The sequence below is a fragment of the Nocardia niwae NBRC 108934 = DSM 45340 genome (assembly GCF_001613465.1).
Taxonomy (GTDB): Bacteria; Actinomycetota; Actinomycetes; order Mycobacteriales; family Mycobacteriaceae; genus Nocardia; species Nocardia niwae.
Window position 1 is genome coordinate 1 of record NZ_BDCK01000058.1, and the last position, 21,975, is coordinate 21,975.

Here is a 21,975-nt window from a genome sequence, read left to right on the forward strand (position 1 = left end):
CCCGGTTCGCGTCAACGGGAACCAGTTGCGGGTCAAGGTGATCGGTGAGGGCGGCAACCTGGGCGCGACAGCGCTGGGCCGGATCGAGTTCTGCCGCAACGGCGGCAAGATGAACACCGACGCGCTGGACAACTCGGCGGGCGTGGACTGCTCCGACCACGAGGTCAACATCAAGATCCTGCTCGACGCCGTGGTCTCCGGCGGTCAACTGCCGCCGGACGAGCGCAATCCGCTGCTGGCCTCGATGACCGACGAGGTCGCGCAGATGGTCCTGCGGGACAACGTGTCGCAGAACTTCCTCATGGGCATCTCGCGCACCGAGGCGACGCAGATGCTGAGCGTGCAGATGCGGCTGATCGAGGATCTCGAACAGCGGCGCGGCCTGGATCGCGAACTCGAGGCGCTGCCCTCGGAGCAGGAGATCAAGCACAGGCTGGAGGAAGGCTCGGGACTGGCCTCGCCCGAGCTGGCCAACCTGATGGCCCACGTGAAGTTGTCGCTCAAGGCCGATCTGCTCGATTCCGACCTGCCCGACAGCCAGTACTTCGCCACGCGACTGCCGGATTACTTCCCCACGCCGCTGCGCGACCGTTTCGGCGCCGCGATCAAGCGGCACCGGCTGCGCCGGGAGATCGTCACCACCATGATCGCCAACGAGATGGTGGACTTCGGCGGCATCACCTACGCGCATCGGTTGAACGAGGAGGTAGGCGCTACCACCACTGATGCGGTGCGCGCCTTCGCCGCCGCCAGCGGAATCTTCGACCTGCACCAGATGTGGACGCGCATCCGTGCGTGCGACGCGCCCACGGCGGTGCGCGACCTGCTCGAACTGGAGACGAAGCGCACGCTGGACCGAGCGTCCAGGTGGTTGCTGAGCAACCGGCCGCAGCCGATCGCGGTGGGCTCGGAGATCAGCCGGTACCGCGCCGACGTGCGCGAACTCGCCCCGAAGGTGCCGGGGTGGCTGCGTGGACACCACGTGTTCACACTCACCGACCGGTCCGCCGAGTTGATCGCCCGCGGCGCCCCGACCGACCTGGCCACCGAGGTCTTCGGCCTGCTGCACCTGTTCCCGCTGCTGGACATCGTCGACATCGCCGACATCACCGACCGGGACGGTGACGAGGTCGGGTCGCTGTACTACGCGCTCAATGATCATCTCAAGATCGACTGGCTGCTGCAGGCGGTCAGCCACCTCGAACGCGGTGACCGCTGGCATGCGCTGGCGCGGCTCGCGCTGCGCGACGACATGTACGGGTCGCTGCGCTCGCTCACCCTCGACGTGCTCTCCGGCGGTGACCCCGAGGAGACGGCGGACGAGAAGATTGCATACTGGGAGTCGAAGAATCAGTCCCGCCTCGGCCGAGCCAGGGCGGCACTGTCGGAATTGTTCGAGTCCGGAACCCACGATCTCGCCACGTTGTCGGTTGCAGCGCGGCAAGTGCGGAGCATGGTGAGCGGGGTGGGCGCTCAATCGGAGGTACCACGTTGACGAGTTCGGTGAGCGGCAGCGGGAAGGCGTCGGGCAGTCTCGTGCTGCCCAGGCGTTTCCACGCCAAGGTGGACGTCAGGTGGTCGGACATGGACGTGTTCCAGCACGTCAACCATGCCCGCATGGTGACGCTGCTGGAAGAGGCGCGGATTCCGTGGCTGTTCGAGGACGGCCGCCCGACCGCCCCGCTGCGTGAGGGCTGCGTCCTCGCCGACCTGCGGGTCCGCTATCGCGGCCAGCTGCGGCACGAGGACACACCCCTGGACATCGCCATGTGGATCGAGCAGTTGCGCGCGGTCGACTTCACCATCGGTTACGAGGTGCGAGCCGCGGGTGCGCAGCCCGATTCGCCCGCGGCCGTGGTGGCCTCCACGCAGATCGCGGCGTTCGACATGCGGGCGCAGCGGTTGCGCAGGCTCACCGACGCCGAGCGTGATTACCTGTCCGAATGGATGGAGTGAGCGTCGGCGCGGTGGTGCTGGTCCAGTGCTGACGGCGGAGCGGCCGTGATGGCGGAACAACGAGTGTTGCATGTGCCCGATCCCGCGGAGCGCGAGAATCTCGCGACGTTCCTCTCCAGGGCCGTGCGGCTGGACCCGGCGGCGGTGGTGCGCCTGCGCCGCCGCGGGGAGCAGTACGTCGCGGCCTGGGTGACGACGGGTTTCGAGGCGCTGGCGATGCGCACCGTGGTGGCCGAACTCGGGGTCGACGACGTGACCGTCGGCGCCGATCTCGTGCTGGCCGGTTCGGCGAGCGGGGGTCCGATCGACCTCGGATATGCGATGGACTCCGCGTGGCGTGGCGCATTGCCGCCCACCGACGGGTTCGCGCACGTCGATGACGTGCCCGCGCGCACCCTCGTCGAACTCGCCGAGCAGGGTGCGCAGCTGGCGAAGGAACACGGTAGTGGCCACGGTCCACCCGCCTCGCTGCTCGATCAGGCGGTACTGACCGTATCGGGCGCGGGCACCCGGGTGCAGGTGCCGATGCGGGTTGTCTTCGCGCTCACGGCGATGGACTTCATCCCGCATTCGGGGGAGAAGGCAGACCCTCGCCGGATCCCGCCCGCCGAGATCGTGCGCGTCCGGGCGACCAAGACGTGGCTGCGGCTCGATGCCCGCTACGGCTCGGTCGCGCGCCGGCTGGGCGGAGGAATTCCTCTACTGCCGCACTGAATTCCGTCGCGCCGGTCAGCCGCATGTGGGGCGCGTGAGTCGCGCTCCGCAGTCGTGGAAGCCGGTGGTGCCGATGGCGATTGGTCTCGTGCACAAGGGAATTCGCAGACGTAGCTGACGAAGCGAATCTTCCAGTAGCAAACGATTGCTCGGAAGCGATCGATGGGGCAGGCGGCGCCGTCGGCAGGAGGGGACGGCGCCGCCTGCCGCTGCGAGAAAGCGGGCCGCCGAGGAGTTCCGGCCGCTCAGGAGATGCCGAGCAGGCGCACCAATGCCGTTGTCGCGGCGGCCGCGAGAATGACCAGCAGAATGGGGCGCCGGAACCAAGCGACGAGGCCACCGACCAGAACCCCCGCGGGAACGGCCAATCCGAGATCCGCGGTGCCGAGCGGCAGGGCGGTGACGGCGACGAGTGCGGTCAGCAATACGACGGCGCCGATTTCCAGCAGCCGCACCACGCGCGCCGGAAGGCGCACTCGGTCACGCAGGGCGGGGCCGGCCCAGCGGAACGCGTAGGTGCCTGCGGCGAGGGCGACGACTCCGGCGGCCAGCATCACGCCGCCCCCTGTACGGTCGCGGGTTCGGGCTTCTTTCGCACCGCGACCAGCACCCCGGCCAGGGCGAGCAGGACCGGCAGTCCTGTGGGCAGGAACGGAGCGCTGATCAGCGCGATCGCTGTGCCGACTCCCACCGCCGCGAGGGTTGTCCGGTCCCGCAGTGCGGGCAGCACCAAGGCGAGCAGAACCGCGGGGAACACCGCGTCGAGTCCGAGCGCCGACGTGTCGGTGACCACCGATCCGATCAGCGCTCCGATGGCAGCGCCGCCGGGCCAGGCGAGCAGCACCCCCGCGCCGGTGATCCAGTAGGCCGCGCGCCTGCGTCGCGCGTCGGGCTGCGCGATGGTCATCGCGACGGACTCGTCGTTCATGAGATGGACGCCGAGCGGACGCCACCAACCCGCCCCGACCGCGTCGGGGACCGAAAGCCCGTATGGCACATGCCGGGCGTTCACCAGCAGTCCTGCCAGCACCGCCGCGATGGGACTGCCGCCGGCGGCGACGATCCCGAGGAACAGGAACTCCGAACTCCCGGCGAGCACCACGCAGCCGAGCAGCACCGGCAGCCAAACCGGAAAGCCCGCCGCGACCGCCGTCGCCCCGTAGGAAATCCCGATCACCCCGACGGCGAGGCAGACCGCCCCGATCCCGAGCAGCGCATCCCGATCGAGTGTTCGCCATATCGAACGCATGTAGCTTATAGTGAACACGACACCGCACTTCGTCAACCTCGTTCCCACCGGGCAAGCGGTGCGAGTAGCGCCCGCACCGAGCCCCCGGCAGAACTCACGGCATAATCACGGCAATCACCACACACAACGACAGAGCAGGACCACGGCAGCGCAAGTGTGCGGGGGCGACGGCCGGGCGACGCCACCCCACGGTGCAACCACACGGCTCGACCTGAGGTTTCCAGCGAAGCGAGACCTGGCATGTGCCCTTCGCGGCCGAGCCGGCACAGCCGCGCGCACCCAGGGCCGCAGGCGCGGGAAGACCAACGGAGCGGGAAATGACGCAGCAGGATGCGACGACGGCGCCCAAGGCGGTGATCGCCGCCGCACTGCGCCGTGAGCGCACTCGGGCCGGCCTGTCGTTGAGCGAGGTCGCAGGGCGCGCCGGCATCGCGAAATCGACGTTGTCGCAACTGGAATCGGGCGCCGGGAACCCGAGCCTGGAGACGCTGTGGGCGTTGTGTGTCGCGCTGGACATGCCGTTCTCCCGGTTGCTCGACCCGCCGCGCCCGAACGTTCACGTGATCCGCGCCGGTGAAGGTCCGGTGGTGGCGGCCGAGCAGTCGGAATACCGGGCGACACTGCTGGCGGCCGGGCCGAACAATTCCCGCCGTGACCTGTTTCGCATCACCGCGGAGCCGGGGCATGCGCGCCGATCGGATCCGCATATCGCCGGTGTGGTCGAACATGTGCTGCTCGCCGAAGGCCGCGCGTTGGTCGGCCCGGTCGACGCGCCGGTCGCACTACATCCGGGCGACTACATCGCCTACCCGGGTGATCGGCCGCACGTGTTCGAGGCACTGGCCTCGCCGACCTGGGCGACGCTGGTGGTGGAGTACACCTGATCCGTCAGGCGGCGCCTTCGCCGAGGTACTGCAACCACACCGGGTCGAGTTCGGCGGTGGTGGACAGCAGGCGCCAGTGCGGTCCCTTCGGGGAGACCAGCGGGGCCCGCAGCGTCCAGCCCAGCTCGCTGAGCAGCTTGTCGGCTTTGCGATGGTTGCACGGCGCGCAGCTGGCGACGCAGTTCTCCCAGGAATGTTCTCCGCCGCGGCTGCGCGGGATGACGTGGTCGATGGTCTCGGCCTTGCCGCCGCAGTATCCGCAGCGGTAGCGATCCCGGTGCATGAGCGCGGCGCGAGTCATCGGCACCCGGGCGCGGTACGGGACGTGGACATAAGTGCGCAGGCGGATCACCGACGGAATGGCCACCGACGTTTCGGCGGAGTGCACTACCGGGCCTTCGTCGCTGTGATGAATGGCGTCGGCCTTGTCGCAGATGAGCAGGATGATCGCGCGGCGCGCGGACAAAGCGGTGAGCGGCTCGTAGGTGGCGTTCAACAGCAGCACCCGGCTCTTGAGCCAGTTCGTGCCCTCTGCGGGCGGGGCGGTGGGGCGGGGTCCGTGGTCGTGATGGCCACGATGTCCACCCGGATATCGTTCGGACAAGATGTGCAGCGGAGTAGCCCCCGACCCACGATTGTGGACGTCGGCGGGCTCGAGTTGTCGGTGCGCTCGCGCCTCGTGTGATCGGGCGCTGTGTCGCTGCTTCATCTCGACCTCGATTTCATGATTGGCAGGATCATGTGGTATCTGCAAAGCAGAGACTGTCCCCCAGTTGACCATGGAATGTCGGGCATTGCACGGTGATTTTCGACAATGTCCGGTTAACTGTGGCTGAAGTGCCATTCCGGCGCGATGTTCCGGTTGCCGATCGGCGGCGGATGGGCGGTGCGGCGGCGGTGTCCCGGCGCGGGCACAATGGACGGCGACGCATCCGGTGAATCGAGAGGGTCTATGACTTCGGGCGAGCAAACGGCGACGTCGTTCTACGAAGCGGTCGGCGGGGCGGACACGTTCCGGCGGCTCGTCGCGACATTCTATCGCGAGGTGGCCGTCGACGAGGTGCTGCGCCCGCTCTATCCGGAGGAGGATCTCGGACCGGCGGAGCGTCGTTTGCGCATGTTCCTGGAGCAGTATTGGGGCGGCCCGCGCACCTATTCCGATGAGCGCGGCCACCCCCGCCTGCGTATGCGGCACATGCCGTTCACCATCGGGCCGATCGAACGGGACGCGTGGTTGCGGTGTATGCGCATCGCGGTCGCCGAGATCGAGCCCGACATCCTCGACGACGAGCATCGCAAGGCGCTGCTCGACTATCTGGAGATGGCGGCCAATTCGCTGGTGAATGCCCCCTTCTGACCTGGTGGCGCCGGTGTGTTTTCTACCGCGTTCTGGTGGCGGCAGATTCGCTGCTGACCAACGGATGCTGCGAGCCTTGCGCGCGGGAAACCTTGTGGAGCAGCGCTTTCAACCCCGGAAGCGTGCGTTGCTGGCTAATCGCCGATGATCGGAAACGTACGATCGCCCGAGGGCTGACCCGTGGAAACTTTGGCACTATTGCGATGTGAGTGATGCACCAGCCTTAACGGCGCCGGCGGATCCCACCACCCCGTCGTGGTGGCGGTCCGCCGTGTTCTACCAGGTTTACCCCAGATCCTTCGCGGACTCGAGCGGCGACGGGATCGGCGATCTCGGAGGAGTCCGGGACAAACTGGGCTATCTCGAACTGCTCGGGGTCGACGCGCTGTGGATCTGCCCCGTGATGCGTTCGCCGATGGCCGACGGTGGCTACGACGTTGCCGATCCGCGCGACATCGACCAGCTGTTCGGCGGGCTCGCCGCCATGGACGCGCTGATCGCCGAGGCGCATGCTCGCCGGATCAAGGTCACCATGGACCTGGTGCCCAATCACACCAGCGACCAGCATCCATGGTTCCGTGCGGCGCTGGCGGCGGCTCCCGGCAGCCCGGAGCGGGACCGATACATCTTCCGCGACGGCCGTGGCCCCGATGGCGCCGTGCCGCCGAACAACTGGCCGAGCATCTTCGGTGGCCCGGCTTGGACCAGAATCACCGAACCGGACGGCACGCCCGGCCAGTGGTACCTGCACATCTTCGCTCGGGAGCAGCCCGATCTGAACTGGTCGAATCCCGAGGTGGCCGCCGATTTCGAGCAGACTCTGCGGTTCTGGCTCGACCGCGGGGTGGACGGTTTCCGCATCGATGTCGCGCACGGCATGGCCAAGCCCGACGGTCTGCCGGACATGCCCGAACTGTCCGTCTCGGCCCTGCTCGCGCACGACGACAGCGACCCGCGATTCAACAATCCCGCCGTGCACGACATCCACCGCCGGATTCGCAAGGTGGTCGACGAGTATCCGGACGCCGTGACCATCGGTGAAGTGTGGGTGAACGACAACACCCGCTTCGGCGAGTACGTGCGCCCGGACGAACTGCACCTGGCGTTCAACTTCCGTCTCGCGGAATCGGCGTTCGACGCCGAGGCGGTGCGCGACGCGATCGACAACTCGCTCGCCGCCGTGGCGCCGGTCTTCGCCGTGCCCACCTGGACGCTGTCCAACCACGACATCGAACGGGAGGTCACCCGGTACGGCGGCGGGGCGCTCGGCGTGGCTCGGGCGCGGGCGATGATTCTGCTGGAACTGGCGCTGCCGGGTGCGGTGTTCCTCTACAACGGCTCCGAGCTGGGGCTGCCCAACGTCGACGACCTGCCGGACGACGTGCTGCAGGATCCGGTGTGGGAGCGCTCGGGGCACACTCAGCGCGGACGCGACGGATGCCGGGTGCCGCTGCCGTGGGAGGGCGTCGCGCCGCCGTTCGGGTTCACCACCGGGACGCCGTGGCTGCCGATGCCGCCCGGCTGGGCGCCACTGACCGTCGAGGCGCAGCTCGAGGAGCTCGGGTCGACCTTGTCGCTGTATCGCCTGGCGCTCGAACTGCGCGCACTACGGCCGGAGTTCGCCGGGGACCGGATCGAGTGGTACGGCAGTCCGGCGGGTTGTCTCGCGTTCCGCCGCCCCGGCGGACTGGTCTGCGTGCTCAACGCCTCCGACGCGCCCATTCAGCTACCGCCGGGAGACCTGCTGCTGGCCAGCGCGCCGGCCGAGGGAGGCCAGCTGCCGCCGAACGCGGCAGCCTGGCTGGTCTGAGCTACGACGGGAAAATCCCAGCTCGGCGCGGGCGCAGCCGACACGGACGGCGGTCCGGCTCGACCGGACGGAGAACTACTACAGAGGATCGTCTACCTTTGACCCGTGAGCATTCTCGAGACAGTGCTGATCTTCGCCGGCATCCCGCTGGTGATCTACGGCGTGATCGCCGGATTGTCGTTCCTCGGTAAGCCACTGCCTGGCGAGAAGCCGGTCCACTTCGCCCTCGGCCAGAAGTGGACCCAGCAGCCGGTGCTGTGGAGTGCCACCGAAGAGGTGATCGGCTCCGGTCACCACTTCGCGGAAACACCGCATGGACTGCATGCGGCCATCGAGTCCACCGAGGTGGAGCTGATCGGAGGACGGGCAAGTGGCAGGTTCTAAGTGGCCCGCGGTGGTCGAAGCCGATTTGCCGCACGGATACGCGATCACCACCAGCGGGCGCGTCTCCGGCGTGCACGAGGCGGGCGACGTGTTCAAGGAAGCGCCGTTCAATGATGAAGAGCGGCTGACCATGGACAACGTGCTCACCGAGGCGACCCGCGCGACCAAGGTGCGCTTCAACGTCTACATCGGCGATCTGGGCGAGGACCCGGCCGCGGCTGCGGAGGCGATCTTCCCCGGCACGCCCGAGGCGGCCCATTCGGTGCTCATCGCCGTCTCCCCCAACGACAAGGCGATCGAGGTGCGCTCGGGCCGGGCGGTGGCCGACCGTGCGAACGACCGCGTCTGCCAGCTCGGTGTCACGGCCGCGCTGAGCTCGTTCCGGCAGGGCCAGCTGATCGACGGTGTGGTCTCCGCAGTCCGCGTGATGGCCGCCGCCATCGGAAGGTAACAAGGGAAACGTCGCACCGGCGCGTCCGCCCGAGTACGGGCGGACGCGCCGGTTTCGTTCACGGCTGTGCGTCGAAAGCGCGGGCGCGCAGGGAGCGTTCGATGCCCGCCTTGCCCTCGCTGACCAGGCGGCGCAGCGCCGGGGGATGGTCGCCGGCGAGGAACTTGTCGGCGACGGCCACCGCGTCCTCGCTGATCGCCCAGTGCGGGTAGAGGCCGACCACCACTGTCTGGGCGACTTCGCTGGAGCGACGCTCCCACACGCCGGGCACCTCCGCGAAGTACCGCTCCACGTAGGGAGTGAGCAACTCACCCTGACCCGCGGGCGCGAAACCGCCGACGATCGAGCGAGCGGTGATGTTGGGCACCGAGTCGTCGCCCATCACCGTCGCCCACGCCTGCTCCTTCACCTCGGCGATCGGACGCGCCGTCGCCGCGGCGGCCGCCTGCCGCTTGCCCGCGGCCGTGGGGTCGTTGGCCAGCTCCTGGTCGATGACCGGCGTGTCCGGACCCTCGGCGTCCAGCTCGCCCGCGGCGGCGAGGGCCGAGACGATCCGCCAGCGCAGGTCGGTATCGATCACCAGGCCGGACAGACCGACCTTCGCCGGGTCGCCGTCGAGCAGTTCGCCGAGTACCTCGGTGTGCCAGGCCGACAGCTTCGCGCCGGTCAGCGCATTGACGAAGGCCAGCTGGTGGTCCGAGCCCGGCTCCGCCTCGCGGGCCAGCTCCAGCAGCCGATTGGCGAATTCCGGCCAGCCGGTGGTCGCGGCCCATTCCGGTTCGGCGTAGCTGCTCAGCGCGGTGTTGGCCTGCATCAGCAGCCGCTGCACCACGCCGATCTCGCTCTCGGCGCCGACGCCCCGCTCGACCAGCGCGACGAAATCGCGGGCGCGGAACTCGGCCTGGCGCGTCATCTCCCAGGCCGCCGACCAGGCCAGCGTGCGCGGCAGCGGCTCCGCGATGTCGGCGATGCGGTTGATCAGCACATCGAGTGAATCGGCATCCAGGCGGATCGAGCAGTAGGTGAGGTCGTCGTCGTTGACCAGCACGAACTGGCCGCGCGGCACGCCGACCAGCTCGGGTACCCCGGTGCGTTCGGCGGCGTCGAGGTCGAGTTCGACGCGCTCGGTGCGGACCAGCTTTCCGTCCCGTTCGTCGTACACGCCGACCGCGAGACGGTGCACACGCCGCTCGCCCGCGCCCGGCTGTGCGCCCTCCTGCACCACCGCGAACGAGCTGAACTTCCCGTCGTCGTCGACCTCGAACTCCGGGCGCACGATATTCAGTCCGGTGGTCTTGAGCCATTGCGCGCCCCAGGTGGACAGGTCCCGACCGGACGACTTCTCCAGCGCCGACAGCAGATCGTCGAACGTGGCGTTGCCGTAGGCGTGGTCGGCGAAGTACGCGCGCAGACCGGCCAGGAACGGCTCCAGGCCGACGTAGGCGACGAGCTGCTTCAGGACGCTGGCGCCCTTGGCGTAGGTGATGCCGTCGAAGTTCACCTCGACCGCGGCCAGATCGGGGATGTCCGCGGCGATCGGGTGGGTGGAGGGCAGCTGGTCCTGCCGGTAGGCCCAGGACTTCTCCACATTCGCGAACGTAGTCCAGGCGTTGGTGTATTCGGTGGCCTCGGACTGGCACAGCACCGAGGCGAAGGTGGCGAACGACTCGTTCAGCCACAGGTCGTCCCACCACTTCATGGTCACCAGGTCGCCGAACCACATGTGCGCCATCTCGTGCAGCACCGTCTCGGCACGGCGCTCGTAGGAGGCCCGGGTGACCTTGGACCGGAAAACGTAATCCTCCAGGAAGGTCACCGCGCCCGCGTTCTCCATCGCGCCCGCGTTGAACTCCGGAACGAACAGCTGGTCGTACTTGCCGAACGCGTACGGGACGCCGAAATTGCGGTGGTAGAAGCCGAAACCCTGTTTGGTCTCGGTGAACAGCCGCTCGGCGTCCATGTACTCGGCCAGCGAGGCGCGGCAGTAGATGCCGAGGGGGATGGTGCCGTGCTCGTCGGTGTAGACGTCGGTCCACTGCGCGTACGGGCCCGCGATGAGCGCGACCAGGTACGTGCTCATCCGCGGGGTGGTGCGGAAGACGTGCTTGCCCGGCTCCGGGGCGAGGGTCTGCACGACGGCGGCGTTGGAGATCACCTGCCAGTCCTCCGGCGCGGTGACCACGAGGTCGAAGGTGGCTTTGAGGTCGGGCTGGTCGAAGCAGGCGAACATCCGCTTCGCGTCGGCCGTTTCGAACTGCGAATACAGGTACACGGCGTCGTCGGCGGGGTCGACGAACCGGTGCAGGCCTTCGCCGGTGTTCGAGTACTCGCAGTCGGCCTCCACCACCAGCTCGTTGCGCTCGGCCAGGTCGGTCAGCGTGATCCCGGTCGACTCGTCGTAGCCGGAGACGTCCAGTGCGGTGCCGTTGAGCACCGCGGAGCGGACGCCGCGCGCCACGATGTCGACGAACGTGCTCGCGCCCGGCGTCGCGGTGAAGGTGACGGTGCTGCGGGAGAAGAAGGTCTGTTCGCCCGGTTCACCCGCACCGTCGGTGAGGTCCAGCTCGACGCGATAGTTCTCGACCGACACCGTCGCGGCGCGTTCGATCGCCTGGTCGCGAGTGAGATTGGGTGCGGACATAAGGCTCCTCCGGGGTCGAAGAACTGGCACGAACGACACCCACAATGCCACTTCGCCGGGGCGGGCCGCGCGGGACTTTCCCGAGAAACCCTGATTCCGCGAGCCACTCCGCGCCGGGACGGCGGACGGCGCGACGGCCGCGCCAGGGGGCGGCGGTATTGTGCCTGGTACAGCGCAGGTTCACCACCACGGATTCGGAGGCTCGACGTTGAAGCATGTGCACGCCGGGAAGGTGCGTGACCTGTACGAGGACGGCGACACGCTGCTGCTGGTCGCCTCCGACCGGGTGTCGGTGTACGACGTGGTGCTGCCGACGCCGATCCCGGACAAGGGTGCGCTGCTGACACAGCTGTCGAACTGGTGGTTCGAATACTTCACCGACGTGCCCAACCACGTGGTCTCCGCCACCGACGTACCGGCCGAGTTCGCCGGTCGCGGCATCCGGGTCAAGCCGCTGAAGATGGTCCAGGTGGAGTGCATCGCACGCGGCTACCTGACCGGGTCGGGGCTGGTGGAATACCGGCGCGCGGGCTCGGTGTCCGGGGTCGAGCTGCCGCCGGGGCTGCGCGAGGGCGACAAGCTGCCGGAGCCGATCTTCACACCGACCACCAAAGCGTCCGAGGGGCACGACGAGTCGATCACCTTCGCGGACGTGGTGAACCAGGAGGGACGCGAGGTCGCCGAGCGGCTGCGCGAGCTGACCCTGCACATCTACGCGCGGGGCGCCGCGCATGCCGCCGAACGAGGCGTCATCGTCGCCGACACCAAAGTCGAATTCGGCTGGGATGGTGATGTCCTGACCCTCGGCGACGAAGTGCTGACCTCCGATTCGTCGCGTTTCTGGCCCGCGGGCGAGTGGGAGCCCGGCCGCGCACAGCGCTCGTTCGACAAGCAGTTCGTCCGCGACTGGTCCACCTCCACGGGCTGGAACAAGGAGGCGCCCGGCCCGGAGATCCCGGCGGACGTAGTCGCCGCGACGCGCCAGAAGTACGTGGAGGCCTATGAACTCATCACCGGCCGGGCCTGGGCGGGCGCGCCGCGGTAACGGTCAGTCCGCGAGCAGCTCGGCCAGCCGGTCCAGGCAGGGCCGCTGGCCCGCGACCAGCTTCTCTCGCGCGGTGGGCGCGTCGAACCACTCCGCGCGATCGATCTCCGGGAACCGTGCGAACCGGCCGGAACGCGGCGGCCATTCGAGCTCGAAGGTCCCCGGCACCACGGCGGCGGGGTCGAGATCGCCTTCGACGGCCCAGACGGTGAGGATCTTCTTGCCGCCGCTGTAGCGCGTCTCGCCCAGCGGCAGCCACGCGCCGTCCGGGACCGGCAGTCCGAGTTCCTCGGTGAACTCGCGGCGCGCCGCGGTTCGCGCGTCCTCGGCCTCCGGCTCGTACTCGCCCTTCGGAATCGACCACGCGCCCAGGTCTTTTCGCGCCCAGAACGGACCGCCCATGTGCCCGAGCAGCACCTCGGCCGCCCCGTCCGAATTTCGTCGGAAGAGAAGGACTCCCGCACTGTGTTTGCCTGCCACACCGCGTAGTCTGCCCGGTCGCGATCGACGAGCGTCCTCGCCCGCTACCGCCCGGCGCGTCGCCGCGGCACCGGAAACCTCGCTCACCCCGGAAGCTCCGCGCGCGCATCGCGGCGCAGCCGCGCCGCGCGGAGGGTGAGATAGTCGCGTTCGGGAACGCTCGTCGTGCGGGCGGCGGCCTTGGTGTAGCAACCGATGGCCGCGTCCACCGCACCTGCCATCTCGTGCAGGTGCCCGCGTACGGCGTCGAGCCGGTGGTTACCCGGCAGCCGGTCGTCGAGCGTCTCGGTCAGCGCGAGACCGGCTTCCGGGCCCGACACCATCGCCGTCGCCACCGCCCGGTTGAGCGTCACCATCGGATTGTCCGAGAGCTGTTCGAGCCGCTCGTACAGCGCCAGGATCTTGGTCCACTCGGTGTCCTCGGCCCGTGGCGCCTGCGCATGCAGCACCGCGATGGCCGCCTGGATCTGATAGGGGCCGCGCAAGCCGCCCGCGAGCGTGCCGGTGACGAGCGTCGTCCCTTCGGTGATCAGCGCCCGATTCCAGCGTGCGCGATGCTGTTCGGCCAGCGGGATGAGTTCGCCGTGCGTGCCGGTGCGCGCCGCGCGCCGGGCGTCGGTGAGCAGCATCAGCGCGAGCAGGCCGGTGACCTCGGAGTCGTCGGGCAGCAGCCGATGCACGGCCCTGGTGAGCCGAATCGCCTCGTCGGACAGGTCGGTCCGCTGCAACGCGGGCCCCGAGCTGCTGGTGTGGCCCTCGTTGAAGATCAGATACAGCACGTGCAGCACCGCGCCGAGCCGTTCCCGCCAGTGCCGGTCACCCGGCTGGGCGAAGGGCCGCTCGACGGTGGCCAGCTTCTTCTTCGCCCGCGTGATCCGTTGCGCCATCGTCGCTTCCGGCAGCAGGAAGGCGCGGGCGATGTGTTCGGTGCCGAGTCCGCCCACCGCGCGCAGCGTCAGCGCGATGGCGGCGGCGGGCGACAGCGCCGGGTGGCAGCACAGGAACAGCATGGTGAGCGTGTCGTCGTGGTCCACCGGGACGGCGTCGGTCACCTCGCGATCGAAGGCCGTGGTCTCCCGGCGCCGCCGGGCCGCCTCCGCGCGCACGGCGTCGGCCATGCGGCGCTGCGCGACCTGGACCAGCCAGGCCCGCGGATTGTCCGGCAGGCCTTCGCGCGGCCACTGGGTCGCGGCCGCCAGCAGCGCTTCCTGCAGCGCGTCCTCGGCGGTGTCGAAATCGCCGAACCGGCGGACGAGCGTTCCGAGGACCTGCGGCGCCAGTGCGCGCAGCAGGTCCTCGGTGCTCGCCGGGAGCGGTGTGTCGTCGGGCACCGCACGCCGGTCGCTCATTGCTCGGTGGCGGGGGCGCCCATCACCGCGCGAACTTCGATGTACTCGCCGATCGGTTTCCCGCCAGGGCCGGGTGCGGCGGAGGCCTGGGCGGCTATCTCGTAGGCCCGTGCGGGGCTGTCCACGTCGACGATCCAGTATCCCGCCAAGAACTCTTTGGTCTCCGGGAAAGGCCCGTCGGTGACCACCGGCGCCGATCGACCGTCCGAACTGACGATCCGCGCCTCCTCCGGCCCGGCCAACCCCTGCGCGTCCACCAGCTCGCCCGCCTCGGCCAGCTGCGCACCCAGCGCGCGCTGGAAGTCTATGTGCGCCTGGATCTCTTCCGGGGACCATTCGTTGATCGGTGTGTCGCAGTGCGCGGTGGGTCCGTAGGTCTTCAGCAGCATGTACTTCATGATTCGATTCCTCTCCTCCGGCGTTCGGTAGCGCGGAGCGCTCGGTGGCGCTCGCGAAGAGGTCGGAGCCCAGCGCGCGGATTCGACACGTCTATCCAGTGATACACATCACAACTGCGTCGTGGTGTCGGCCAGGCGGTCGGGATCGACCGGGTCGCCCGTCAGGATCAGTTCCCTGATCCGGTCGGTCACGTCCCAGACGTTCACGTTCATCCCGGCGAGCACGCGGTTGCCGGCGTCCAGCCAGAATGCCACGAACTCCCGCTCGGCCGCGTCGCCGCGGACGACGACCCTGGCGTACTCGTCCGGCGCGGCGAACCCGGTGTACTCCATGCCCAGGTCGTACTGGTCGGTGAAGAAGTAGGGCAGCCGGTCGTAGGCGGCGTCCTGGCCGAGCATGGTCGCGGCGGCGACCGCGGGTTGGTTGAGCGCGTTGGCCCAGTGCTCGACCCGGATCCGCCGGTTCAGGACCGGATGCTGCTGCTCGGCGATGTCGCCCACCGCGACGATGTCCGGGTCGCTGGTGACCAGCCGCTCGTCGACGAGCACGCCGTGGTCCACCGCGAGGCCGGCGTCGGCGGCCAGGTCCACGTTCGGGCGCGCGCCGACGGCGACCAGCACGGCGTCGGCCTCGATCGTGCTGCCGTCGGCGAGCCGGACGCCGTTCGCGACCGCCGTCGCGATGGCGTCCTCGGTGGTGATCGCCTCCAGCTGGGCGCCGAACCGGAAATCCACGCCGTTGGCGCGGTGCAGGTCGGCGAACACCTGGCCCATCTCCGGACCCAGCGCCGCCAGCAGCGGCAGGTCGGCGCGCTCGACGATGCTGACCTCCACGCCCGCCGCCCGCGCCGCCGCCGCGACCTCCAGGCCGATCCAGCCCGCTCCGATGATGACGATCCGGCGCGTCGCGCCGCCGAACAGCTCGATCAAGGTGTCGGAGTCCTCGATGGTCCGCAACGTGTATACGTTGGGCGCGTCGGCGCCGGGGACCGGCAGTGTCCGGGGCGTCGAACCGGTGGCCAGCGCGAGCTTGTCGTAGGGCAGGGTGGAGCCGTCGGGCATGGTGATCGTCTTCGCTGCGGTGTCGAGCCCGGTGACGGTGGTGCCGAGACGGACTTCGACGTGGTGGTCGCGATACCACTGCGCGGGAACGACGACGAACTCCGGCAGCGCCTTCTTCCCGGCGAGATGCTCCTTCGACAGCGGCGGCCGGTCGTAGGGCAGGTGCTCCTCGGCGCCGATCAGCGTCACGCTTCCGTCGAAGTCCTTGGCCCGCAACGCTTCCGCGAGTTTGGCCGCGCCCAGTCCGCCACCGACGATGACGAAACGCTGGTCAGGACTCATAGCGGACTCCTTCTCCGAAGGGAACCAAGCTCCTGCCGATCAACCCTACTGGCAGCCGTGCGCACGGCTCCCGAAAACGGCGCGCCGAGCGGGAACGAATCGGGAGCCACCGTGGTTGGTCGAGGTAGGGCGGCCACGTGTGCGTGCCGTCCGTCCGCATGCGATCGAGAGGAAGCCGCCCGTGACCGACGAAGCCACCAAGGACGTCGCCGATTTCTGGTTCGACCCGCTGTGCCCGTGGTGTTGGATCACGTCCCGCTGGATCCTCGAGGTCGAGCGGGTGCGCGATATCGAAGCCCGGTTCCACGTGATGAGCCTGTCGGTGCTGAACGAGGGCAAGGATGTGCCGCCGCAGTACCAGGAGCTGCTCGATACGGGCTGGGGTCCGGTCCGCGTCGCGATCGCCGCCGCGCAGGAGCACGGCGACAAGGTCTTGCTGCCGCTGTACACCGCGATGGGCACCCGCATCCACAACCGGCGCGCCGAGTACGAACGCGAGAGCCGCAAGGAGACCCTCGCCGCCGTGATCGCCGACTCGCTCGCGGAGGCAGGCCTGCCCGCGGAGCTGGCCGCGGCCGCGGAGAGCACCGACTACGACGAGGCGCTGCGCAAGAGCCACCACGAGGGGATGGACAAGGTGGGGCCGGATGTCGGCACCCCGACCATCCACATCAACGGGACCGCGTTCTTCGGTCCGGTCCTGTCCCGGATCCCGCGCGGGGAGGAAGCGGGCAAGCTCTGGGACGGCGCCGTGGCGCTGGCCTCCTACCCGCACTTCTTCGAGCTGAAGCGCACGCGGACGGAGGATCCGTCGTTCGACTGAGCGGTGGGTGCGGGCGCCGCTCCGGCGGCACCCGCACCGGTCAGAGGACGGACTTCGGCGGGCTCGCGGGCACCTGACCGTAGGAGCTCGCGTAGCCCGCGGGCACGCCCGCGCCCGCGGGCGGCGCCGGGCGCAGGAACAGCTTTCCGTGCCTGCTGCGATCGCGCAGCGCCCACATCCGCCAGGTGAGCACCGGGTGGCTGGACAGGGCGTTCACCATCCAGACGAAGAATCCCTTCTCCACGGCCGCCCGATCGGCCATCTCGTCGAAGCCGATCAGCCTGTTCATGTACTTGCCCGCGGCCAGGGTGCCCATGGCGGCGGAGGCTCCGGTGTGCCGATTGCAGTAACCGTGGTTGTCCGCGGTGTACTCCTGCGCGCGGATCAGGCTGTTGCCGACGATCGGCAGGAAGGGCACGAGAAACATGCCCAGCTGCCGCCAGTACGACGCGTGCCCGGCCGCGATGTGGCCCACCTCGTGGCCGATGATGAACGCCAGCGCGTCCGGTTCGCGTGCGGCGCCGCCGATCTCGAACAGGTCGCTGTAGACCACCACGTAGCGCCGGAAGCCGTGTCCGCTGGCGAACGCGTTGATCTGGCCATTGCCCAGCACGACGTACGCGTCGGGCACCTTCGCCATGCCGAAGCGGGCGGCGGCGTCCACCACCATCTGGTAGCCCTCCGGGAACTGGGTCGGCGACATCCGCACGCCGTTCACCCGCTGACCGGCGTAGTTGATGCCGCGGCCGAACCACAGCAGCAGCGGGGCGGCCGCGAACGCCAGCACGTACTGGTCGAAGTTGCCCGTCGCGAGCAGCACCAGCGCGATCAGGTACGCGAACACGGTCAGCACCACCACGACGACCAGCATCGGGATCTCCCAGCTGTGCCGGGCGGGCATGCCGAAGGGCGACAGACCGCGGGGCTGCCGCTGCGGCGGCGCAGGGGGCGGCACCGGGACGCCGGGGTAGGAACCGTACGGTGCCGGATACACCGCGGGGGGAGCGGCCGGATGCGAGCCCGAGGTGTACTGCTGGCCATAGGACGACGCGGCAGGTGCGTCCTGAGCCGAGACCCACCCGCCCTGTGGGGCATACGGGTCGGTTTGTCGGCCCGCCTGGTCGGGCGGCTGGGGTTCGAACGGCTGCATGGGATGAACTCTATTCAGTTGCCGGGAACGGGGTTGGCGCGTCTGCCGTGTCACCGGGCCCGGTGGCCGCGAACACAGCTGGCGTATCAGTCGATTCGCGCGGGCCGTCCGCGGTGTTAATCGCGGGGCGTGCCCTCTTGCCGCCCCGCCGCGGCCGCCTGACACAATGCCTGCCATGCGCGTTTACCTGGGTGCCGACCATGCCGGTTTCGAACTGAAGAATCACGTCAAGGCCCATCTCGAGCAGGCGGGCCACGAGGTCGTCGACTGCGGTGCGCTCGAGTACGACGCGCTCGACGACTACCCCGCCTTCTGCATCGAGGCGGCCCGCCGGACCGTCGCCGACCCCGGCAGCCTCGGCCTGGTGTTCGGCGGCAGCGGCAACGGCGAGCAGATCGCCGCCAACAAGGTGCCCGGCGCCCGCTGCGCGCTCGCCTGGAGCGTGGAGACCGCGAAACTGGCGCGCGAGCACAACAACGCGCAGCTGATCGGCATCGGTGGCCGCATGCACTCGACCAAGGAGGCGCTGGCCATCGTGGACGCGTTCGTGTCCACCCCGTGGTCGGACGAGGAGCGCCACCAGCGGCGTATCGACATCCTGGCGGAGTACGAGAAGACCGGCATCGCCCCGGCGGTGCCCGCCTACTGAGCGCACGGAGGTCGTAACCGGCTGTGCCGGAAGGGCATACACTGCACCGTCTCGCGCGGCTGCATCAGCGTCGGCTCGCGGGCGGTGTGGTGCGCGTGTCGAGCCCGCAGGGCAAGTTCGCCGCGGGTGCGGCCCGAGTGGACGGGCAGGTGCTGACGAAATCCGAGGCGTGGGGCAAACACCTGCTGCATCACTACGACTCGGGCTTGGTCGTACACGTACATCTGGGCTTGTACGGGACGTTCACCGAGTCCGGGCTGCCGATGGGGGAGCCGGTCGGGCAGGTGCGGATGCGCATGTTCGGCGGGCCGGACGGCAGGCCGGGGTTCGGCACCGACCTGCGCGGACCCACCGCGTGCGAGATCCTGTTGCCGCCGCAGGTCACCGCGCTCACCGACCGGCTCGGCCCGGATCCGCTGCGGCGCGGAGCCGACGCGGACCTGGCATGGCAGCGTATCCGTCGTTCCCGCAGGCCGATCGGCGCGCTGCTGATGGATCAGCAGGTGGTCGCCGGGGTCGGTAACGTCTATCGGGCGGAGCTGCTGTTCCGCCACCGGATCTCGCCGCATCGTCCCGGCACGGGCCTGTCCGCGGGTGAATGGGCCGAGATGTGGGCGGATCTCGTCGCGCTGATGCGGGTGGGTGTGCGCGTCGGGAAGATGGTCGTGGTGCGACCCGAACACGATCACGGCGAGCCCTCCTACGCCCCGGATCGTCCGCGGACCTACGTCTACCGCCGCCAGGGCGCCCCGTGCAGGCTGTGCGGAACGCCGATCGCCTACCAGGTGATGCAGGGCAGAAATCTCTTCTGGTGCCCCAGCTGCCAACCCGGCTGACGGACCGCCGCCGTGCGGCCCCGGTCAGCCGGCGACGGCGGTGTCGATGTCCGGCTCGTCCGCGAGGGCGAAGCGGCGGCCCCCGGCCGTCTTCGCCGAGTACATCGCCCGGTCGGCGCGGCGGAGCAGATCGGTGAAGTCCAGCGGGCTGCCCGGCGGGTTGTAAGCGGTCCCTACGCTGGCCGACACGGGTACCGGCCCGGCCGACGACCAGACGGGGTCCCGCAGTGCGGCCACGATCCGGTGTGCGAGGTCGCCGAGGTTGTTGTGGTGGGGGTTGGTCGCGAGGACGAATTCGTCGCCGCCGTAGCGGCAGATCACCGTGTCCGGCGGACAGGCTTCGCGCAGCCGCCCGGCCAGTTCGACCAGCACCTCGTCGCCGATCGCATGGCCGTATCCGTCGTTGATCTGCTTGAACCGGTCCAGGTCGATCAGCAGCAGTCCGACGCCGCGGGTCGGGTCGGTGGCCATCAGGCGGACCTTGTCCTGCAGCAGCGTCCGGTTGGCCAGGTCGGTGAGCGCGTCGTGGGTGGCCTCGTGGCGCAGCCGGTGCTGCAACGCGGCGATCTCCTGGACCCGGAGCGATACTTTCGCCGACAGGTTCTGCTCTTGCTGCGCTAGGGCGCGCTCCTGCAGCGCCTGGGCGTAACTATCGATGGCCTGGCTGGCGATGAACGGCCAGCGGGTGGCCACCAGCGAACCGGGCGCGCCGGACGGGAAACCGAGCAGCCAGCGCGTGGCCTGCGCCAGCATCCGAATCCGGTCGAACGGCGCCTCGGCGAGCCGGGCCCCGAGCATCCGCGCTTCGGGTACCGGGAACGGCTCCGACCTGGCGAGCGTGAGCAGGCGCTCGACGATCTCGATCAGGACGGGTTCCAACTGCTGGGGCGCCGCGCCCGACCCGGGCTCGGCGCAGACCGCACGGGCCCAGGCTCGGGCCATGGCGGCTACCGGGGGCTCGATATCGGCCGACATCGGACTCACCCGGTGTGAGCGACGTCGGTACCCGGATGCCCTGTACGCACACAGGTGCCGGCGTCACCCTGATCGTTCCCACTGCTACGCGGTTGTGTCCACCTGGTTCGGCGCACGCTCACCGCCCCCTTTCCAGATACCCCCGTCCGGCAAAAAGGATCCTAGCAAGCCACTCGGCATCGAAAAGTGACGATTTGCAACGTGTTCTCGATTCCCGGCGAATGGCGATCGGGTATGTGATCGTTCCCGTCGCGTTCGTGTTACACCTGATTCCTGTTCGCTGCAAAATCGCGCCGCGACGCGCTGGCGACACGCGGTACGAAGTGTGCGGGGAGCGGTGCGCGAGCCGGGAGGGCGGTCCGGGCCGTCCAAGCGCCGCTCGCTGCCCGAGAACCTGTTCTCGCACGCGACGTCCTCGTCTTCCCTGTCGAGTTCCGGTTGGTGGGGCCGAGCGTTCCGGCGGCGGGCATCTGCTCGCTGCCCTCCGCTTGTGGCGGCGCGGGGCGCGGACGCCACCGCTCGGGGGTGAGACGGCGGAGCCCGCCTCGCCCGGATGCGTGACGAGCATCCGGCTGGTCCGTGTTCCGGGAGTCTCGGCGCGCTCGGCGGAGGAGCTGCGGGACCGATTCGTTCCCGGCGCGCACCGCGTCGACTCGCTCCGGGTCCAGCGGCCGTGGCTCGGCGAGACGCCGAGCGCGTCGGCCGTGACGGCGAGTCGTGCGGTCCTCATCGGAATTCCCTCGAGCGAAGTTCCTGGGGTGACAGGTGTGTCATTCGAGTTTCGCCCACCGGAATCCGACACGCCAGAGTTTCAATGAAAAATAGCCTTTAAAATTTCCCGCGAGCGCGCCGCCGGACCCGGGCCGACCCCTCGTGCGAGACTGTGCGCGGCAACCCCGGAGCGCTCCGGCGGGCAACCTGCGAGATCTCGCTGCGCGGGGGGCTGATTGGCGTTTCGGAAGCCGGGTTCGGTACAGTCGGATCGCACACGGCATCGTGGCGATCCCATCGGTGTCGTATGCCTGCGGGTGTAGTTCAATGGTAGAACCTCAGCCTTCCAAGCTGATGGTGCGGGTTCGATTCCCGTCACCCGCTCCACGGAGCATTCATCCTCGTCGGCGGCCCGCCCCGGCCGCCGCGAGGCCACGGGGTGTAGCGCAGCTTGGTAGCGCATCCGCTTTGGGAGCGGAGGGTCGCAGGTTCAAATCCTGTCACCCCGACCATCGTTCGGGGGGCCGGTTCGCGTTCAGGTCTCGTCCGGCGCCGGCGGCAGACGCATCGCTGCGCCGTCTTCGCTCAGCGAATGGGTATACCTACTTACCTCAGTAGGTTTCGCGTGTGCGCGGGAGTGGACGGTCGGGGCCACCGTGGGGAATGTGGGACCACCGCTCCGGTCTCCGGAGCGTTCGCCGGGTACCTCGTGGCAACTCTTCGGCACTGGTCATGCCCGGGAATGCGCACGGGTTCGCCGGGTCCGTGT

General features: G+C 69.2%; 22 protein-coding genes and 2 tRNA genes. 14 read left to right on the plus strand and 10 right to left on the minus strand.

Annotation, left to right across the window (positions count from 1 at the left end; all coding sequences use genetic code 11):
- From NNI01S_RS31685 to NNI01S_RS31695, 3 genes are all read left to right on the plus strand, one after another.
- Window positions 1–1,495: NAD-glutamate dehydrogenase domain-containing protein (locus NNI01S_RS31685; protein WP_174554528.1), on the plus strand; the 1,495-nt coding region annotated here is incomplete at its 5' end.
- Window positions 1,496–1,503: 8 nt separating this feature from the next.
- Window positions 1,504–1,956 carry an acyl-CoA thioesterase gene (locus NNI01S_RS31690; protein ID WP_063025023.1) on the plus strand — a complete coding sequence of 151 codons (453 nt, stop codon included), beginning with the start codon at window positions 1,504–1,506 and terminating at the stop codon, window positions 1,954–1,956.
- A gap of 48 nt (window positions 1,957–2,004) precedes the next feature.
- Window positions 2,005–2,670 carry a DUF8185 domain-containing protein gene (locus NNI01S_RS31695; RefSeq protein ID WP_063025025.1) on the plus strand — a complete coding sequence of 222 codons (666 nt, stop codon included), beginning with the start codon at window positions 2,005–2,007 and terminating at the stop codon, window positions 2,668–2,670.
- Between the two features lie 245 nt (window positions 2,671–2,915).
- On the opposite strand, the gene NNI01S_RS31700 is transcribed toward NNI01S_RS31695, so the two are convergent.
- Both NNI01S_RS31700 and NNI01S_RS31705 read right to left on the minus strand, forming a co-directional pair.
- Window positions 2,916–3,224: an AzlD domain-containing protein gene (locus NNI01S_RS31700; RefSeq protein WP_063025027.1), complete on the minus strand. Its 309-nt coding sequence runs from the start codon at window positions 3,222–3,224 to the stop codon at window positions 2,916–2,918.
- Window positions 3,224–3,919, minus strand: a complete 696-nt coding sequence (locus NNI01S_RS31705; RefSeq protein ID WP_063025029.1) for an AzlC family ABC transporter permease — start codon at window positions 3,917–3,919, stop codon at window positions 3,224–3,226. Before NNI01S_RS31705 ends, NNI01S_RS31700 begins: the two co-directional genes overlap by 1 nt.
- A 317-nt stretch (window positions 3,920–4,236) precedes the next feature.
- Here NNI01S_RS31705 and NNI01S_RS31710 point away from each other — a divergent pair, with 317 nt between their 5' ends.
- On the plus strand, window positions 4,237–4,803 hold the full coding sequence (locus NNI01S_RS31710; RefSeq protein WP_063025031.1) for a helix-turn-helix domain-containing protein: 567 nt from the start codon (window positions 4,237–4,239) through the stop codon (window positions 4,801–4,803).
- Between the two features lie 4 nt (window positions 4,804–4,807).
- Here the strand turns inward: NNI01S_RS31710 and NNI01S_RS31715 are convergent, their stop codons facing one another.
- Complete coding sequence (locus tag NNI01S_RS31715; RefSeq protein ID WP_174554530.1) at window positions 4,808–5,512, minus strand: HNH endonuclease; 705 nt, start codon at window positions 5,510–5,512, stop codon at window positions 4,808–4,810.
- 243 nt (window positions 5,513–5,755) lie between these two features.
- Here NNI01S_RS31715 and NNI01S_RS31720 point away from each other — a divergent pair, with 243 nt between their 5' ends.
- From NNI01S_RS31720 to NNI01S_RS31735, 4 genes are all read left to right on the plus strand, one after another.
- Window positions 5,756–6,160, plus strand: a complete 405-nt coding sequence (locus NNI01S_RS31720) for a globin (RefSeq protein ID WP_063025035.1) — start codon at window positions 5,756–5,758, stop codon at window positions 6,158–6,160.
- 205 nt (window positions 6,161–6,365) lie between these two features.
- On the plus strand, window positions 6,366–7,970 hold the full coding sequence (locus NNI01S_RS31725) for a glycoside hydrolase family 13 protein (RefSeq protein WP_063025040.1): 1,605 nt from the start codon (window positions 6,366–6,368) through the stop codon (window positions 7,968–7,970).
- A gap of 105 nt (window positions 7,971–8,075) precedes the next feature.
- On the plus strand, window positions 8,076–8,354 hold the full coding sequence (gene ctaJ, locus NNI01S_RS31730) for an aa3-type cytochrome oxidase subunit CtaJ (RefSeq protein ID WP_063025042.1): 279 nt from the start codon (window positions 8,076–8,078) through the stop codon (window positions 8,352–8,354).
- The gene (locus NNI01S_RS31735; RefSeq protein WP_063025044.1) at window positions 8,341–8,805 is read left to right on the plus strand and encodes a DUF5130 domain-containing protein; all 465 of its coding nucleotides are present in this window, start codon (window positions 8,341–8,343) and stop codon (window positions 8,803–8,805) included. Before ctaJ ends, NNI01S_RS31735 begins: the two co-directional genes overlap by 14 nt.
- 58 nt (window positions 8,806–8,863) lie before the next feature.
- On the opposite strand, the gene pepN is transcribed toward NNI01S_RS31735, so the two are convergent.
- On the minus strand, window positions 8,864–11,446 hold the full coding sequence (gene pepN, locus NNI01S_RS31740) for an aminopeptidase N (protein WP_063025046.1): 2,583 nt from the start codon (window positions 11,444–11,446) through the stop codon (window positions 8,864–8,866).
- Window positions 11,447–11,654: 208 nt separating this feature from the next.
- Between pepN and NNI01S_RS31745 the strand changes: the two genes are divergently transcribed.
- Window positions 11,655–12,491 carry a phosphoribosylaminoimidazolesuccinocarboxamide synthase gene (locus NNI01S_RS31745; RefSeq protein ID WP_063025048.1) on the plus strand — a complete coding sequence of 279 codons (837 nt, stop codon included), beginning with the start codon at window positions 11,655–11,657 and terminating at the stop codon, window positions 12,489–12,491.
- Window positions 12,492–12,494: 3 nt separating this feature from the next.
- Here the strand turns inward: NNI01S_RS31745 and NNI01S_RS31750 are convergent, their stop codons facing one another.
- From NNI01S_RS31750 to NNI01S_RS31765, 4 genes are all read right to left on the minus strand, one after another.
- Complete coding sequence (locus NNI01S_RS31750) at window positions 12,495–12,971, minus strand: NUDIX hydrolase (RefSeq protein WP_063025050.1); 477 nt, start codon at window positions 12,969–12,971, stop codon at window positions 12,495–12,497.
- An 83-nt stretch (window positions 12,972–13,054) separates the two neighbouring features.
- Complete coding sequence (locus NNI01S_RS31755) at window positions 13,055–14,320, minus strand: RNA polymerase sigma factor (protein WP_063025053.1); 1,266 nt, start codon at window positions 14,318–14,320, stop codon at window positions 13,055–13,057.
- Window positions 14,317–14,718, minus strand: a complete 402-nt coding sequence (locus tag NNI01S_RS31760; protein WP_174554532.1) for a YciI family protein — start codon at window positions 14,716–14,718, stop codon at window positions 14,317–14,319. Before NNI01S_RS31760 ends, NNI01S_RS31755 begins: the two co-directional genes overlap by 4 nt.
- 108 nt (window positions 14,719–14,826) lie before the next feature.
- Window positions 14,827–16,062, minus strand: a complete 1,236-nt coding sequence (locus NNI01S_RS31765) for an NAD(P)/FAD-dependent oxidoreductase (protein WP_063025057.1) — start codon at window positions 16,060–16,062, stop codon at window positions 14,827–14,829.
- Window positions 16,063–16,243: 181 nt separating this feature from the next.
- Between NNI01S_RS31765 and NNI01S_RS31770 the strand changes: the two genes are divergently transcribed.
- Entirely contained in the window at window positions 16,244–16,885 is a 642-nt protein-coding gene (locus tag NNI01S_RS31770; protein ID WP_157115132.1) for a DsbA family protein, read from the plus strand.
- Between the two features lie 40 nt (window positions 16,886–16,925).
- Here NNI01S_RS31770 and NNI01S_RS31775 read toward each other — a convergent pair whose 3' ends face one another.
- Window positions 16,926–18,035: a M48 family metallopeptidase gene (locus tag NNI01S_RS31775; protein ID WP_063025061.1), complete on the minus strand. Its 1,110-nt coding sequence runs from the start codon at window positions 18,033–18,035 to the stop codon at window positions 16,926–16,928.
- Between the two features lie 175 nt (window positions 18,036–18,210).
- Here NNI01S_RS31775 and NNI01S_RS31780 point away from each other — a divergent pair, with 175 nt between their 5' ends.
- The gene (locus NNI01S_RS31780) at window positions 18,211–18,684 is read left to right on the plus strand and encodes a ribose-5-phosphate isomerase (protein ID WP_063025063.1); all 474 of its coding nucleotides are present in this window, start codon (window positions 18,211–18,213) and stop codon (window positions 18,682–18,684) included.
- Between the two features lie 23 nt (window positions 18,685–18,707).
- On the plus strand, window positions 18,708–19,520 hold the full coding sequence (locus tag NNI01S_RS31785; protein ID WP_063025065.1) for an Fpg/Nei family DNA glycosylase: 813 nt from the start codon (window positions 18,708–18,710) through the stop codon (window positions 19,518–19,520).
- A 24-nt stretch (window positions 19,521–19,544) separates the two neighbouring features.
- On the opposite strand, the gene NNI01S_RS31790 is transcribed toward NNI01S_RS31785, so the two are convergent.
- On the minus strand, window positions 19,545–20,495 hold the full coding sequence (locus tag NNI01S_RS31790) for a GGDEF domain-containing protein (RefSeq protein ID WP_063025067.1): 951 nt from the start codon (window positions 20,493–20,495) through the stop codon (window positions 19,545–19,547).
- Between the two features lie 1,024 nt (window positions 20,496–21,519).
- On the opposite strand from NNI01S_RS31790, the gene NNI01S_RS31795 reads away from it, so the two are divergent.
- Window positions 21,520–21,593: transfer RNA gene (locus NNI01S_RS31795), tRNA-Gly, on the plus strand.
- A gap of 48 nt (window positions 21,594–21,641) precedes the next feature.
- Window positions 21,642–21,718: transfer RNA gene (locus NNI01S_RS31800), tRNA-Pro, on the plus strand.
- Window positions 21,719–21,975: the final 257 nt, after the last annotated feature.

Coding starts and splice junctions, on each gene's coding strand:
- NNI01S_RS31710 (WP_063025031.1), top strand. CDS start 4,237: ATGACGCAGCAGGATGCGACGACGGCGCCCAAGGCGGTGATCGCCGCC.
- NNI01S_RS31780 (WP_063025063.1), top strand. CDS start 18,211: ATGCGCGTTTACCTGGGTGCCGACCATGCCGGTTTCGAACTGAAGAAT.
- NNI01S_RS31755 (WP_063025053.1), bottom strand. CDS start 14,320: ATGAGCGACCGGCGTGCGGTGCCCGACGACACACCGCTCCCGGCGAGC.
- NNI01S_RS31715 (WP_174554530.1), bottom strand. CDS start 5,512: ATGAAGCAGCGACACAGCGCCCGATCACACGAGGCGCGAGCGCACCGA.
- NNI01S_RS31790 (WP_063025067.1), bottom strand. CDS start 20,495: ATGTCGGCCGATATCGAGCCCCCGGTAGCCGCCATGGCCCGAGCCTGG.
- NNI01S_RS31700 (WP_063025027.1), bottom strand. CDS start 3,224: ATGCTGGCCGCCGGAGTCGTCGCCCTCGCCGCAGGCACCTACGCGTTC.
- NNI01S_RS31765 (WP_063025057.1), bottom strand. CDS start 16,062: ATGAGTCCTGACCAGCGTTTCGTCATCGTCGGTGGCGGACTGGGCGCG.
- NNI01S_RS31720 (WP_063025035.1), top strand. CDS start 5,756: ATGACTTCGGGCGAGCAAACGGCGACGTCGTTCTACGAAGCGGTCGGC.
- NNI01S_RS31695 (WP_063025025.1), top strand. CDS start 2,005: ATGGCGGAACAACGAGTGTTGCATGTGCCCGATCCCGCGGAGCGCGAG.
- NNI01S_RS31705 (WP_063025029.1), bottom strand. CDS start 3,919: ATGCGTTCGATATGGCGAACACTCGATCGGGATGCGCTGCTCGGGATC.
- NNI01S_RS31775 (WP_063025061.1), bottom strand. CDS start 18,035: ATGCAGCCGTTCGAACCCCAGCCGCCCGACCAGGCGGGCCGACAAACC.
- pepN (WP_063025046.1), bottom strand. CDS start 11,446: ATGTCCGCACCCAATCTCACTCGCGACCAGGCGATCGAACGCGCCGCG.
- NNI01S_RS31760 (WP_174554532.1), bottom strand. CDS start 14,718: ATGAAGTACATGCTGCTGAAGACCTACGGACCCACCGCGCACTGCGAC.